Origin of the sequence: Streptomyces nidicola (assembly GCF_050106155.1) — a bacterium.
Lineage (GTDB): Bacteria > Actinomycetota > Actinomycetes > Streptomycetales > Streptomycetaceae > Streptomyces.
Genome location: NZ_JBNBPI010000001.1, coordinates 8,788,238 through 8,802,615 on the forward strand (window position 1 = coordinate 8,788,238; position 14,378 = coordinate 8,802,615).

Genomic DNA, 14,378 nt, shown 5'->3' on the forward strand with positions numbered 1-14,378 from the left:
CCACCGGATTTGATTCCTGCCAGAAGGGACGTCCCCGGTGGGCGCAGACGTGGGTACACGTGGATCAGCGGTGGGCACCGGCCGCGGCATGCTCGGAGCGATGGCGGTCGTCGTCGTGTTCAGCGGCGTCGTACAGGGCTATCTCACGCCGCTCCTCCCGGAGTTGGGGCAGCGGCTCGGCATCGGCGGAGTGGCTCAGAACAATCTCTATCTGCTGTCGCAGTGCGCGTTCGCCGTGCTCACACCACTGCTCTCGCGCCTCGGCGATCTGTACGGCCACCGTCGGCTGCTGCGGGTGGCCCTCACGATGGTCGCGGCCGGTTCGCTGCTGATGGCGGTGCGGCCGACGGTGGTGACGCTCGCCGTGGGGATGGTCCTGCAGGGCGCGGTGGTCGGATTCTTCCCGCTGCTCGCGGGCATCCTGCGCTCGCGTGCCCCGGAACGCGGCCGCACCGGGATGTCGCTCCTGGTCGGCGCCCTGCTGATCGCCGTCGGCGCGGGCGGCCTCGTGGCGGGCGCCCTCAGCGAGCGGCACGCCGAGGCCGGGCTGTGGGCGGCGGTGCCGGTGGCCGTGCTCGCCCTGGCCGCGGGCCTCGTACTGCCGGACAGCGACGGGGAGTTCGGCGGCCGGTTCCACTACGGGGCGGCGGCGCTGTTGACCATCGGGCTCGTCGCGCTGGTCCTGCTGCTCGCGCAGGGCGGCACGTGGGGGTGGACCTCGGCACGCTCCCTGGGCACGGGCGCCCTCGCGGTGGTCGTGTTCCTCGCCTGGGTGACGGTGGAGCGCCGTGCGGCCCAGCCGCTGGTGAGCGTCCGCATGCTGCGGGACCGGCGGCTCGCTGCGGTCAGCGCGCACACGTTCTGCGCGGCCTTCGGCACGATCGGGTTCCTCGGCGCCAACGCCCTGTTCCTCGGGGCCGACCCGGCCGCCGTCGGCTACGGCATGGGGCTCGGCCCGCGGTCCATCGCGACGGTGTCCCTGGCCATGGTGGTCATGGGCTTCGCCGGCTCCACCGCCACGCCGCGCCTGGCCCGCCGCATCGGCGACCGCGCCGTCCTGGCCGCGGGCGGAGCCCTCATCGGGCTCGGATTCCTGGGCCTGATCCTCTTCCACGCCACGCTCCCGCAGTACATCGCGTCGGCGCTGATCGTCGGCCTCGCCACCGGTGTCTTCGAGTCCATCACACGGACCCTGTCGGCGGAGATCGTGCCCGAGCGGCAGACCGCGCTGGCCGTGGGCATCAACGAACTCGCCCTGTCGCTGGGCGCGGCCATCGGTGCCGCCGTCATCGGCGGCCTCTTCTCCGCACACCAACTCGGCGGCCACATCGCACTGTCCGGCTACGTGTTTAGCTGGGGCGCCTGCGCCGCGGTCGCCCTGCTCGGCGGGGCTCTCGCGCTGCTGTACGGGAGCGGTGCCACGGCCGACACCGTCGTACCCGCCGACGCGAAGGAGAGCCTCGCATGACGACGACGCCTTCCCTGCCCTCTCTGTACGACGAGGTGACACAGGCAGTCCGCAGCCGGCGCGAGCAACTCATCGCCCTCAGCCACAGCCTGCACGCCGAACCCGAGACCGCCCTCCAGGAACACCGCTCGGCCACGAAGATCGCCGAGCTGCTCGACGCGGCCGGGTTCACGGTCACCCGCCCCCTCGACTCGCTGCCCACCGCGCTCGACGCGACATACGGCAGCGGCGAGTTGGTGCTCGCCTTCTGTGCCGAGTACGACGCGCTGCCCGGCATCGGCCACGCCTGCGGGCACAACGTGAACGGCGCGGCGGCGGTCGGCGCGGCGCTCGGCCTCGCGGCCGTCGCGGACCGGCTCGGCGTCACCGTACGGCTCATCGGCACGCCGGCCGAGGAGGACATCGGCGGCAAGGTGCTGCTCATCGAGGCGGGCGTCTTTGACGACGTGGCCGCGGCACTGATGGCGCACGCCGCCCAGGAGGACACCGTCGGAGCCTCCTCCCTCGCGATCGGCGCCTGGGACATCATCTACCGGGGCCGGCCGGCACACGCGGCCCTCGCCCCCTGGGAGGGCGTGAACGCGCTCGACGCGCTGACCGTCGCCCAGACCGCGATCGGCGTGCTGCGCCAGCAGCTGCCGCCGGGCTCCCTGGTCCACGGCATCGTCACCGACGGGGGCCGGGCCCCGAACGTCATCCCCGACACCGCCGCCGCCCGCTACGAGGTGCGGGCCCCGACCGTCGAACAGCTCACGGCGGTCCAGTGGCGGGTCCGCGCCTGCTTCGAGGCGGGCGCCCTCGCCACCGGGGCCACCCTCGAACTCGCCCCGCACGGGAGGGACTTCGCGGATCTGCGCCAGGACCCGTTCCTGACCGAGGCCTACGTCGCGGCCGCCCGCTCCCTCGGCCGCACCCCGCTGTCCCGGCACGGCGCCACCACCGCGTCCACCGACATGGGCAACGTGTCCCGCCTCCTGCCCGCGATCCACCCCACCATCGGCTACGACACCGCGGGCGCGAGCCAGCACACCGTCGAGTTCGCGGCCCACGGCACGACCCCCGGCGCGGACCGGGCGGTGACGGACGGGGCCTCTGCGCTGGCCCTGGCCGCGGCGGCCGCGGCGACGGACGAGGAACAGCGGAACCGGCTGCTGAGCGGTGTCGAGCACCGCCGGGCCCAGCGGCAGGCGGCCGTCGGCTCCGCCTGATCGGGCTGACGGCCGCCCACGAGCCGGCCCGACGCCGTCCGACATTCGAGCGCGGCTTGACGAAACGGCCCTCCGGACGGCTCAATTGGTCCATGACTGCCCAGCGCTTGGTCTCGCGTGACCACATCGACTTCGGTCGGGTGTGGTCCGCGGCGTGTTGCGCCTGAATCGGCAGCGGGCCCTCTGACCGGCCCTTTTCTCTCTCGGTGACCTCCTCGGTGACCTCCCCCGGTGATACCTGGATGAGCCTTTGGTGGCTCTCTCTGTGATCCCGTCCGGGGCCGAGATCTCACGCCTCGCGCGCTGCCACACCACCGCATCACACGACGCCCCGCGTCGTCACGCCCGTATCGACCCGTCTGCGTGACGAGTCGTCAATTCCGCCTGCGCGCACGGCTGTTCCGGCCTGCCCGCACGCGGTTCTCGCCGCCTGAGAAAGGCCCACCCCATGCCCGTGGAATTCCTCGGCATCGCCGCCACCAACGACGGCTCCGAAACCACTCCCCGTTCCGGCGCCGCCTTCGACAAGGAGTACACACTCCGTCTCGCCCGCGCCCATGAGGACCACGACTGGGACCGGGTGCTGTTCGCGTACGGGTCCGGGTCGCCCGACCCGGCGCCGGCCGCCGCCTACATCGCGAGCCGGCTCGACCGCCTGCAGATCCTGCTCGCCCACCGGCCCAACGTCTCGTACCCCACCTTCGCCGCCAAGACCTTCGCCACCCTCGACCGGATCAGCGAGGGCCGGCTCACCGTCCACTTCATCACCGGCGGCAACGACCAGGAACAGGGCCGCGAGGGCGACACCCTCACCAAGGACGAGCGCTACAGCCGCACCCGCGAGTACATCCAGCTCGTCAAGAAGATCTGGACCACCCACGAACCCTTCGACCACGAGGGCGAGCACTACCGCTTCCACGACTTCGTCAGTGACGTCTTCCCGGTCCAACAGCCGCGTCCCGGCGTCTCGTTCGGAGGTTCCTCGGCGGCCGCGTACGCGGCCGGGGGAGCGGAGGCCGACATCTACTGCCTGTGGGGCGAGCCGCTGGCGAAGACCGCCGAGCAGATCGAGACCGTGAAGGCCGCCGCGAAGGCCGCGGGCCGCACCGACGTCCCGCGCATCCAGGTCGCCTTCCGCCCGATCATCGCGCCGACCGAGGAACTGGCCTGGGAGAAGGCGCACCGCACGGTCGGCGCCATCAAGGCCAGGAAGGAGCGGGGCGAGCGCGTCGGCAGGCGCCACCACGGGCATGCCGAACCGCAAAACACCGGCTCCCAGCGGCTCATCGCCATCGCCGAGGCAGGGGAGCGCTACGACCGCGCCCTCTGGACCCCGACGGCCGCCGCGACCGGCGGCGCGGGCAACTCCAACGCCCTCGTCGGCACCCCGGAGACCGTGGCCCAGGCGCTCCTCGACTATTACGACCTCGGTGTCGACATCCTCTCCGCGCGCGGCTACGACCTGCTGGACGACGCGATCGACTTCGGCCGGTACGTGATCCCGATCGTGCGCGAGGAGGTCGCCAAGCGCGACGCCGAGCGCGCGGCACGCGGGACCGGGACGCGGGCGGCGGTGGGCGCGTGACCTCCCTGGCCCAACCACCCGCCCCGTCCGAGGATGTGACGGTCATTCACGTCCCCGTCTCCGACCCCCGTGTCCAGCCACTGCTGCGCGAGCTCGGCGACGAGTACTCGACCCGGTACGGGAAGGACGCCCACGCCGAGATCGCCCGTTACCCGGACGAGGAGTTCACGCCTGCGCACGGCGGGCTGCTGCTCCTCATTCTTGAGAACGGTGAGCCCGTCGCGGGCGGCGCCTTCCGCCGCTACGACGCCGACACCGCCGAGCTGAAGCGGATCTGGACGCACTCCGCCCACCGGCGCCGCGGACTCGCCCGCCGCGTGGTCGACGAGCTGGAGCGCGAGGCCGCCGAGCGCGGCTACCGGCGGATCCACCTCACCACAGGCCCCCGCCAGCCGGAAGCCCGCGGTCTCTACCTGGCCACCGGGTACACGCCGCTCTTCGACACCGAGGCCGACCCCGAGTCCATCGGCCCGCTGCCGTTCGAGAAGCACCTCGCCGGCGCCGCGCCCACCGACGCCGCGCCCACCGAACCGGCCCCGACACCCCCGGCCTCGCTCAAAGTGGTCCCGATCCGCCACTACGCCCGCTGGGTCGCGGCCGCCGCCGTGCTCGTCCTGGTCGCCCAGTTCGCGCACGGCCTGCTGACCAATCCCGTATGGGAATGGGACGTCTTCCGCGACTACGTCCTGTCCGAGACGATCGTGCAGGCCGTCTGGGTCACCCTCCAACTCACCGCGTACGCGACGGTGTTGGGGTTCCTGCTCGGTACGGTGCTGGCCTTCATGCGGCTCTCGCAGAGTCCCGTGCTGCAGACCGTGGCCTGGACCTACATCTGGATCTTCCGGTCCATCCCGATGATCGTCCAGCTCGTCTTCTGGTTCAACCTCAGCGCGCTCTACAAGGAGTTGGGCCTCGGCATCCCCTTCGGCCCGGTGTTCTGGTCCGTCGACAGCAACAGCCTCATCGGCACCATCGGCGCCGCCGTCATCGGCCTCACCCTGCACCAGGCCGCGTACGCCGCGGAGATCGTCCGCGGTGGTGTCATCTCCGTCGACCGGGGCCAGCTGGAGGCCGCCGCCGCCCTCGGCATCCCGCGCCTGCGGCAGATCCGCCGGATCGTGCTGCCGCAGGCCATGCGCGCCATCCTGCCCACGGCGGGCAACGAGATCATCGGCCTGCTCAAGGGCACCTCGGTGGTCTACGTGATGTCCATCGGCGAGCTCTTCTACCAGGCCCAGGTCATCTACGGCCGCAACGGCCGGGTGATCCCGCTGCTCCTCGTCGCCACCGCCTGGTACGTGGTCCTCACCTCGCTCCTCTCCATCGCCCAGCACTACGTGGAACGTCGATACGCCCGCGGCGCCGCCCTGAAGACCCCGCGAACCCCGAAGACCCTCCGTGCCCTGGGAGGCCGACGATGAGCAAGCCCATGGTGGACATCCAGGACGTCCACAAGAGTTTCGGCCCGCTGGAGGTGCTGCGCGGCGTCGACCTGCGTGTGCATGCCGGTGAGGTCACCGTGATCCTCGGCCCGTCGGGATCGGGCAAGTCCACGCTGCTGCGCACCATCAACCACCTGGAGAAGGTGAACAGCGGCTGGATCAGCATCGACGGCGAACTCATCGGCTACCGCCGCTCGGGCGACAAGCTGCACGAACTGCGGGAGAAGGACGTCCTGAAGCAGCGCACCCACATCGGGTTCGTCTTCCAGGACTTCAACCTCTTCCCGCACCTCACCGTCCTCGACAACCTGATCGAGGCCCCCGTCTCCGCCCTGCGCCGCCCCCGTAAGGAGGCCGAGGACACCGCCCGGACGCTGCTCGAACGGGTGGGGCTCGGCGACCGGGCCGATTCCTATCCGCGCCAGCTCTCCGGCGGCCAGCAGCAGCGCGTCGCCATCGCCCGCGCGCTCGCCCTCGAACCCAAGGTGCTGCTCTTCGACGAGCCGACTTCGGCGCTCGACCCGGAACTGGTGGGTGAGGTCCTCGATGTCATCAAGGACCTCGCGAGCACCGGAACCACCATGATCGTCGTCACCCACGAGATCGGCTTCGCCCGCGAGGTCGCCGACACCGTGGTGTTCATGGACGGCGGTGTCGTCGTGGAGCAGGGCACACCCGCGGCCGTCCTCGACGCCCCGCAGCAGGAACGCACCCGTGCCTTCCTCTCCAAGGTCCTGTAACGCCCCGCGCCGACCACCCCTGCCCTCCCCTTCGTACGCAAGGACAACGACCGTGCCTCTCACCCTCGCCCACCGGCGCCGCACCACCACCGCGGCCGCGCTCTCGCTCGCGGCCACCCTGCTGCTCGCTGCCTGCAGCAACCCCTCCGACGGCGGCACGACCGAGGTCGCGGACGGATCGGGCGCCAAGGCGAAGATCAACCTCAGTCCCGAGCAGCACCGCGTCACCACCGGCAAGGTCGACTCCATAGCCGACGAGGTGCCCGAGCGGATCCGCAAGAGAGGCACCCTCGAGGTCATCGGCTCCTCCAGCTCCGCGGCGCCGCTCGGCTTCCACGCCACCGACAACAAGACCGTCATCGGCGTCGAGCCCGACCTCGCGTATCTCGTCGCGGACGTCCTCGGCCTCAAGGTGCACCGCACCACCGCCTCCTGGGAGAACATCTTCGTCGGCCTCGACAGCGGCAAGTACGACGTGGGCCTCAGCAACATCACGGTCACCGAGGACCGCAAGGAGAAGTACGACTTCGCCACCTACCGCAAGGACAACCTGGGCTTCGAGGCCAAGAAGGGCAGCGGCCTGAAGGTCAGGGGACCGAAGGACGTGGCGGGCAGGACGGTCGCCGTGGGCAGCGGCACCAACCAGGAGAAGCTGCTCATCGAGTGGAGCAAGGCGAACGCGAAGGCCGGCCGCAAGCCGGTCGACATCAAGTACTACCAGAACGACGCCGACACCTATCTCGCCCTGCAGTCCGGCCGCATCGACATCTATCTCGGCCCCAACCCGACCGCCGCCTATCACGCGGCGAGCACCGGGAAGACCGAGGTCGTCGGCACGTACTCGGGCGCGGGAGCCAAGCTCCAGGGCCTCATCGCCGCCACCACCAAGAAGGACAGCGGGCTCGTGAAGCCGCTCGCCGACGCGCTGGACCATGTCATCGACAACGGCAGCTACGCGAAGGTCCTCAAGCGCTGGGGGCTGTCCGACGAGGCCGTGACCAAGTCGAGGATCAACCCGCCCGGCCTGCCGAAGACCGGCAAGTAGCCACTCCTGTCGGCCCTCGCAGACCTGTCGGCTTTCACAGAAAGGCACCTTCGTGTCTCCCTCGCCCTCTCCTCATCTGCACCTCGCCGTCGCCCTCGACGGCACCGGGTGGCACCCCGCCTCCTGGCGCGAGCAAGTCTCCCGGCCGCGCGAGCTGTTCACCGCCGCCTACTGGGCGGAGCTCGTCGCCGAGGCCGAGCGGGGCCTGCTCGACTTCGTCACCATCGAGGACGGACTCGGCCCGCAGTCCGCCCACTTCCTCGATCCGGACGAGCGCACCGACCAGGTCCGCGGCCGCCTCGACGCCGTACTGATCGCCTCGCGCGTCGCCCCGCTGACCCGGCACATCGGCCTGGTCCCGACCGCCGTGGTCACGCACACCGAACCGTTCCACCTCTCCAAGGCGATCGCCACCCTCGACTACGTCAGCGAGGGCCGCGCGGGACTGCGCGTGCAGGTCACCGCCCGCCCGAACGAGGCCGCCCACTTCGGCCGCCGCACCATCGACCGCATCGAGGCCTACGACAGCCCGGACTCAAGGGAGTTGGTGACCGAACTCTTCGACGAGGCCGCCGACTACGTGGAAGTCGTGCGGCGGCTGTGGGACAGCTGGGAGGACGGCGCCGAGATTCGGGACGCCGCGACGGGCCGCTTCATCGACCGGGACAAGCTGCACTACATCGACTTCCAGGGCAGCCACTTCAGCGTCCGCGGCCCCTCCATCACACCCCGCCCGCCGCAGGGTCAGCCGCTCGTCACCGCCCTCGCGCACGACACCGTCCCGTACCGCCTGGTCGCCCGCGCCACCGACGTCGGATACGTCACCCCGGGCGACGCCGAGCAGGCCCGCGCCATCGTGGGCCGGATCCGTGCCGAGCAGGAGACGGCAGGGCGGTCCGGGGAGCCCTTGCATGTCTTCGGCGACCTGGTGGTGTTCCTCGACGAGGACGAGGCCGTCGCGACCGCCCGCCGGGACCGGCTCGACGCGCTCGACGGAACGCCGTACGTGAGCGACGCCCCGACCTTCGCGGGCACGCCCGTCCAACTTGCCGATCTACTCCAGGAGTTGAGCGGCGCTGGCCTCACGGGATTCCGGCTGCGCCCCGCCGTCGCAGGACACGACCTCCCGGCGATCACCCGGGGTCTCGTCCCCGAACTCCAGCGCCGTGGTGTCTTCCGACGCGCGTACGAGGCCGACACCCTGCGCGGCCTCCTCGGCCTCGACCGCCCCGCCAACCGCTACGCCGCCGCGTGAGCCGGAGGGAACCCTCATGACCAAGCCGCTGAAGCAGATCCACCTGGCCGCCCATTTCCCCGGCGTCAACAACACCACCGTGTGGAGCGACCCGCGGGCCGGCAGCCACATCGAGTTCGGCTCCTTCGCCCACTTCGCGCGCACCGCCGAACGTGCCAAGTTCGACTTCCTGTTCCTCGCCGAGGGGCTGCGCCTGCGCGAACAGGGCGGTGAGATCTACGACTTGGATGTCGTCGGCCGCCCCGACACCTTCACGGTCCTCGCCGCGCTCGCCGCCGTCACCGAGCGCATCGGGCTCACCGGCACCATCAACTCCACCTTCAACGAGCCCTACGAGGTGGCCCGCCAGTTCGCGAGCCTCGACCACCTCTCCGGCGGCCGCTCCGCCTGGAACGTCGTCACGTCCTGGGACGCCTTCACCGGCGAGAACTTCCGCCGAGGCGGCTTCCTCCCGCAGCGCGAACGCTACTCACGCGCCCGGGAGTTCCTCGCCACCGCGAACGAACTGTTCGACTCCTGGCACGACGACGAGATCCTCGCCGACCAGGAGACCGGAGCCTTCCTGCGCGACGCCAAGGCGGGCTCCTTCGTCCACACCGGACAACACTTCGACATCCACGGGCAGTTCAACGTCCCGCGCTCCCCGCAGGGCCGCCCGGTCGTCTTCCAGGCCGGTGACTCCGACGAGGGCCGCGAGTTCGCCGCGGCCGAGGCCGACGCCATCTTCAGCCGGCACGGCACCCTCGACGCGGGCCGGGAGTTCTACGCGGACGTGAAGTCCCGCCTCGCCAAGTACGGCCGCGGAAAGGACCAGTTGCTCATCCTGCCCGCCGCCACCTTCGCGCTGGCCGACACCGACGCGGAGGCCGAGGAACTCGCCCGCGAGGTGCGCCGCCACCAGGTCAGCGGGGCCACCGCCCTCAAGCACCTGGAGTTCGTCTGGAACCGGGACCTGTCCTCGTACGACCCGGAAGGACCGCTGCCCGACATCGACCCGGACGTCGCTGACACCCACATCGCCGAGGGCCGCGCCCAGGTCCGCATGTACCGGGACCCCCTCGCAACCGCCCGCGAGTGGCGCGAGCTCGCCGCCGCCAACAAGTGGTCCATCCGCGACCTCGTCATCCACACCGGCAACCGGCAGAACTTCGTCGGCTCCCCGGCCACCATCGCCAAAACCATCAACGAATACGTCCAGGCCGACGCCTCCGACGGCTTCATCCTCGTCCCGCACATCACCCCCGGCGGCCTCGACGAGTTCGCCGACAAGGTGGTCCCGCTCCTCCAAGAGCAGGGCGTCTTCCGTACGGAGTACGAGGGCACGACGCTGCGCGACCACCTGGGCCTCGCCCACCCCGACGACGCCCCCGCGACCACCGAGGAGTTCTCCCGTGTCTGACATCCCCCTCGCCGTCCTCGACCTGGTCCCGGTGTCGTCCGGCTCGACCGCGGGCGACGCCCTGCGCAACTCGATCGACCTCGCCCAGCAGGCCGAGCGGTTCGGCTACGCCCGCTACTGGTTCGCCGAGCACCACCTCAACCCCGGCGTCGCCGGCACCTCGCCCGCCGTCGTCCTCGCCCTGACCGCCTCCGCCACCGAGACCATCCGGCTCGGCTCCGGCGCCGTGCAGCTCGGACACCGCACCGCGCTGTCCACGGTGGAGGAGTTCGGTCTCCTCGACGCGCTGCACCCCGGGCGCATCGACCTGGGGCTCGGCCGCTCGGGCGGACGACCGCCCGCCCGCCCCGCGGAGCCGACGCCCACCGCGACCCCGGTCGTCGACGGCGCCGCCCCCAACGGCCTCGTCATCCCGCCCCGCTTCTCCTTCGAGCACCTCCTCGGCTCGCCCCGCGTCGCGCTGCAACGCAAGCTGCTCCAGCAGCCGGGCGCGCAGGCGCAGGACTACGCCGAGCAGATCGACGACATCCTCGCGCTGTTCGCCGGCGCCTACATATCCCCGGACGGGGTCGAGGCGCACGTCGTGCCCGGGGAGGGGGCCGACGTCGACGTGTGGATCCTGGGCAGCAGTGGCGGTGAGAGCGCCGAGGTGGCGGGCGCGCGCGGACTGCCGTTCGCCGCGAACTACCACGTCAGCCCCGCCACGGTGCTGGAGGCGGTGGAGGGCTACCGGTCGTTCTTCCAGCCCTCCGACACCCTCGACAAGCCGTACGTCAGTGTCTCCGCCGACGTCGTCGTCGCCGATGACGATGCCACCGCCCGCGAACTCGCCACCGGCTACGGCCCCTGGGTGCGCAGCATCCGCAACGCCGAGGGTGCCATCGACTTCCCGACACCGGACGAAGCCCACGAATTCGAGTGGAGCGACGCCGACCGGGCGCTCGTGCAGGACCGCCTCGACACCCAGTTCGTCGGCTCGCCGACCACCGTGGCCCGCCGCCTCGCCCAACTCCAGGAGGCCACCGGCGCCGACGAGCTGCTCATCACGACGATCACCCACGACCACGCCGACCGGGTCCGTTCCTACGAGCTGCTGGCCGAGGAGTGGAAGCGCTCTTGACGCGAAGTCCCGGCGGCCACACACTCCTCTAAGGGAATCCTAGTGAACTGGTAGGGAATCATGGGTGGTGCGGCGCGCGAGCTCAGCGGCGAGGCCGCCCGCGCCGCCGTCGGGGCCCTGCCCCGGCTCACGTCCCGCCGTCACATCGATCTCGCGCGGGTGTGCAGCGCGGCGAGTTCTCCCCACGGCGGCGGTCAACTCGCCGCCCACGCCTGACACTTCCGTACGCATGCCCGTACGCCCGTGATCGAGCACCCTCAGGGAGACGCATGTCCGCACCGGCCCCGTCCGCCGTGCCCACCTTCCGGAGCAGGATCGGCTGCGACGCGCGCAGCGGCTACTACGCCGCCCCGCACCGCTACCGCCTCCACCTGTCGCCGTCCTGCCCGCACTGTCTGCAGATCGCCGTCACCCACAGCCTGCTCCGGCTCGACGACACACTCCCGGTCACCCTGCTGCCCGCCGCGTCCGACACACCGGGCGGCGGGCACCGGGCCCTGGCTCCCCTGTACGAGGCCACGTCCCACCAGTATCCCGGGCCGGCCCTGGCGCCGGTGCTCAGCGACGACTGGACCGGGCGGATCGTCAGCACCCACCCCGGGGACATCCTGCGCGACCTCGCCCGGCACTTCGGCGAACACGGGCCCGACCTCCTCCCGCGCGGCGCCGAGGACGCGATCGACGCGGTGGGCCGGCTCTGCGAGCGGGGCATCACCGCGTCCACCCGGCGCGGCGACGACACCGGGCTCGCCACGCTGCTGCGCGCGCTGAACGTCCTCGAACGGCGGTTGGCGGGCAGGGAGTTCGTCCTTGGCGGCCAACTCACCCTCGCCGACGTGCGGTTGTGGTCGACTCTCGTGCACCCGGACACCGCACATCGGACGACCGGCCACCCCCGGCTCTCCGCGTACCTGCACCGCCTCTCCGAGCACCCCGCGTTCGCGCCGCACCTCGCGAGCTACTCCTTGGCGCTCGCCTGACGGGAGTTGAACTCCTCGACGTTCTTCTTCTGCTCCTCGTAGCTGTCCGTGAACCGGGTGTCCCCGGGCGCGACCGTCACGAAGTACAGCCAGTCGCCCTTGGGCGGGGCGATCGCCGCGTCGAGGGCGTCCTCCCCGGGATTGCCGATGGGGGTGGGCGGCAGGCCCTTGTGCTCGTACGTGTTGTACGGGCTGTCGGTCCTGGTGTCGGCATGGCTGGTGTCGAGGGTCGAGCGGTTCAGGGCGTAGTTGATCGTGGAGTCCATCTGGAGCTTCATGCCCTGGTCGAGCCGGTTGTAGATGACCCGGGCGACCTTCCCCATGTCCTCGTGGGTGTCGGCCTCCGCCTGCACGATGCTGGCGATGACGACCGTCTCGTACACGGATACGCCGTTGGTGTCCGCGCCCTTGGTGACATGGTCGGCCTTCAGCCGCTGGTTGGCGGTGTTGTTCATGTAGGAGAGGAGGGACGCCGGGGTGGTGTTCTTGTCCACGGGATACGTGGCCGGAAACAGATAGCCCTCCGGGTTGCCGTCCGCCGCGTCCGGCAGGGTGAAGTGCGCCTTCGACGCGGCCTTCTTCGTGGTCCCGCCGTCGACCGCGAGCGCCTTGTCCACGGCCTCGTACACCTGGGTCGCGCGATACCCCTCGGGGATCACGAGCTTCTCGGACCGGGTGGTCTCCTTCCCGCCGAGGACCACCACCAATGTCACGACGACGGCCGCGATGATGGCGAGCCCCACGACGGCGAGCACGATCAGCCTGCCGCGTCGACCGAGCCGCCGCTTCTTCTCAGTTTTGTCCTCTGGCACACCGGAACGCTAACCAATCCACGCTCACCGCACCCGCAGCGCCACCGCCAACAACGCCGCGTCCGCCGGCCTCCGCAGATCCCGCCCGGTCAGCTCGTGGAACCGGTTGAAGCGGTGCTGCACCGTATTGCGGTGGCAGTAGAGCGCGTCGGCCGTGTCCGCGATGGAGCCGGAGCCCGACAAATGGACCCGGACGGTGTGCAGCAGACGGTCCGCCTCGCTGTTGGTGACACCGGGGCCGCGCAGCGCGCCCAGCACATCCGCCGCCAGGTCGCGGCCGAAGTCACCGGCGCGGTGCGCGAGGACGTCCAGCCAGCTGTCCTCCAGAAGGCGCGGCGAGCGCGTGTCGGCGGGCAGCACCTGCGCCGTCGCCACCGCGAGCACCGTGGCCCGCGGCACGGCGGCGAGCCCGGCCGCCTGCGGAGCCACCCCGCACGGTGAGTCCTGCAACTGGTCCAGGACGTACGGGCGGGTGATCCGGCCGCTGAGCTGCACCACGAGGACCGCGTCCCCGCCGACCATCTGCTGCTGCACCGCCGCCCCCGCCCCACGCAGCGCAAGACCCGCACGGTGAAGGCCTGGCCCGGCCGCCGCGGACGACGCCGCGCACAGGAACCGGCCGTCGTCCGCGAGCCCAAGCGCGCGGCCCGCGTCGCGTACGACGGTCGGGTTGCGGCCCTCCGTCTCCAGGAGCCGGGCGAACCACATGCGCCGCTCGTCCTCCTCGCGGCGCCCCATCTCCAGGACCGTGCGCTGATACGCCGTCATGATGCCGGTGACATGCCGCTCGACCGCCTCCCACACGTGGTACGCCGAGCCCGCCAGATCGGCCATGTCCTCGGGGCGCGCCCGGTTCACGAGCGCCTGCCACACCACCCGGAAGTCGAGCCGCGCCGCCTCCAGGAGCGCGTCGAGCGGGACGCCCTGCCGGGCCCGCTCCTCGCCCACCCTCCGTGAGACGTCCGAGATGTGCGGCGGCACCGGCAGCCGCGCCACCGTGCGCAGCAGCAGCTCGAAGGCCTGCCAGGCCGAATCGCGGAACTGGACGTCCGGTACCTGGGTCGCGTACGCGGTGCGCACCGGGCCGACCATCGCCAGCCACTCGCCGATCAGGTCGTCCACATTGTCCAGGCACTGCCCGGCGAGTTCCGCGATGCGCGGCGAGGTCGGGGGCAGGCCGGGGCGGCCCTGACCTTCGGAATTGTGCATGTGACCAATTCTCGGTGGTGCGAGGGCGATGTTTCAACGTTGGTTCCGTGCCCGGAGCCGAGGATCCTGGTGCGATCCCTGGGCGGAGCGTCCGGGGCCCACCGACCAGGAGGGC

Annotated in this window: 13 protein-coding genes and 1 pseudogene; 12 read left to right on the forward strand and 2 right to left on the reverse strand. The window is 71.3% G+C overall.

The annotated features are described in order from the left end of the window. Positions 1-70: 70 nt before the first annotated feature. The 12 genes and pseudogenes from ACOKM3_RS39655 (at position 71) to ACOKM3_RS39710 (ending at position 12,242) form a co-directional block, all read left to right on the forward strand. A complete protein-coding gene (locus ACOKM3_RS39655) occupies positions 71-1,468 on the forward strand; it encodes an MFS transporter (RefSeq protein ID WP_426906139.1) in 1,398 nt (465 codons plus the stop codon). Continuing rightward, on the forward strand, positions 1,465-2,676 hold the full coding sequence (locus ACOKM3_RS39660) for an amidohydrolase (protein WP_426906140.1): 1,212 nt from the start codon (positions 1,465-1,467) through the stop codon (positions 2,674-2,676). The genes ACOKM3_RS39655 and ACOKM3_RS39660 overlap by 4 nt, the downstream gene beginning before the upstream one ends. A 448-nt stretch (positions 2,677-3,124) precedes the next feature. After that, the gene (locus ACOKM3_RS39665) at positions 3,125-4,261 is read left to right on the forward strand and encodes an LLM class flavin-dependent oxidoreductase (RefSeq protein ID WP_426906141.1); all 1,137 of its coding nucleotides are present in this window, start codon (positions 3,125-3,127) and stop codon (positions 4,259-4,261) included. Between the two features lie 35 nt (positions 4,262-4,296). Further along, positions 4,297-4,650, forward strand: a pseudogene (locus tag ACOKM3_RS39670) (GNAT family N-acetyltransferase); the annotation flags it as partial. A 171-nt stretch (positions 4,651-4,821) separates the two neighbouring features. After that, a complete protein-coding gene (locus tag ACOKM3_RS39675; protein ID WP_426907009.1) occupies positions 4,822-5,682 on the forward strand; it encodes an amino acid ABC transporter permease in 861 nt (286 codons plus the stop codon). Then, positions 5,679-6,443 carry an amino acid ABC transporter ATP-binding protein gene (locus tag ACOKM3_RS39680; RefSeq protein ID WP_426906142.1) on the forward strand — a complete coding sequence of 255 codons (765 nt, stop codon included), beginning with the start codon at positions 5,679-5,681 and terminating at the stop codon, positions 6,441-6,443. Before ACOKM3_RS39675 ends, ACOKM3_RS39680 begins: the two co-directional genes overlap by 4 nt. 52 nt (positions 6,444-6,495) lie before the next feature. Continuing rightward, complete coding sequence (locus tag ACOKM3_RS39685; RefSeq protein ID WP_426906143.1) at positions 6,496-7,488, forward strand: ABC transporter substrate-binding protein; 993 nt, start codon at positions 6,496-6,498, stop codon at positions 7,486-7,488. 52 nt (positions 7,489-7,540) lie between these two features. After that, positions 7,541-8,743 carry an LLM class flavin-dependent oxidoreductase gene (locus ACOKM3_RS39690; protein WP_426906144.1) on the forward strand — a complete coding sequence of 401 codons (1,203 nt, stop codon included), beginning with the start codon at positions 7,541-7,543 and terminating at the stop codon, positions 8,741-8,743. Between the two features lie 16 nt (positions 8,744-8,759). Continuing rightward, the gene (locus ACOKM3_RS39695; RefSeq protein ID WP_426906145.1) at positions 8,760-10,142 is read left to right on the forward strand and encodes an NtaA/DmoA family FMN-dependent monooxygenase; all 1,383 of its coding nucleotides are present in this window, start codon (positions 8,760-8,762) and stop codon (positions 10,140-10,142) included. Further along, positions 10,135-11,262, forward strand: coding sequence for an LLM class flavin-dependent oxidoreductase (locus ACOKM3_RS39700; protein WP_426906146.1), 1,128 nt, complete (start codon positions 10,135-10,137; stop codon positions 11,260-11,262). Before ACOKM3_RS39695 ends, ACOKM3_RS39700 begins: the two co-directional genes overlap by 8 nt. Before the next feature lie 60 nt (positions 11,263-11,322). Then, positions 11,323-11,478 carry a hypothetical protein gene (locus ACOKM3_RS39705; RefSeq protein ID WP_426906147.1) on the forward strand — a complete coding sequence of 52 codons (156 nt, stop codon included), beginning with the start codon at positions 11,323-11,325 and terminating at the stop codon, positions 11,476-11,478. A 53-nt stretch (positions 11,479-11,531) separates the two neighbouring features. Beyond that, positions 11,532-12,242 (forward strand): glutathione S-transferase C-terminal domain-containing protein, encoded by a 711-nt coding sequence (locus ACOKM3_RS39710; RefSeq protein WP_426906148.1) that lies wholly within the window; start codon positions 11,532-11,534, stop codon positions 12,240-12,242. On the opposite strand, the gene mltG is transcribed toward ACOKM3_RS39710, so the two are convergent. After that, positions 12,221-13,054, reverse strand: coding sequence for an endolytic transglycosylase MltG (gene mltG, locus ACOKM3_RS39715; RefSeq protein ID WP_426906149.1), 834 nt, complete (start codon positions 13,052-13,054; stop codon positions 12,221-12,223). The two genes, ACOKM3_RS39710 and mltG, sit on opposite strands and share 22 nt — an antisense overlap. Positions 13,055-13,078: 24 nt before the next feature. Beyond that, positions 13,079-14,263, reverse strand: a complete 1,185-nt coding sequence (locus ACOKM3_RS39720) for a PucR family transcriptional regulator (RefSeq protein WP_426906150.1) — start codon at positions 14,261-14,263, stop codon at positions 13,079-13,081. Positions 14,264-14,378 lie beyond the last annotated feature (115 nt).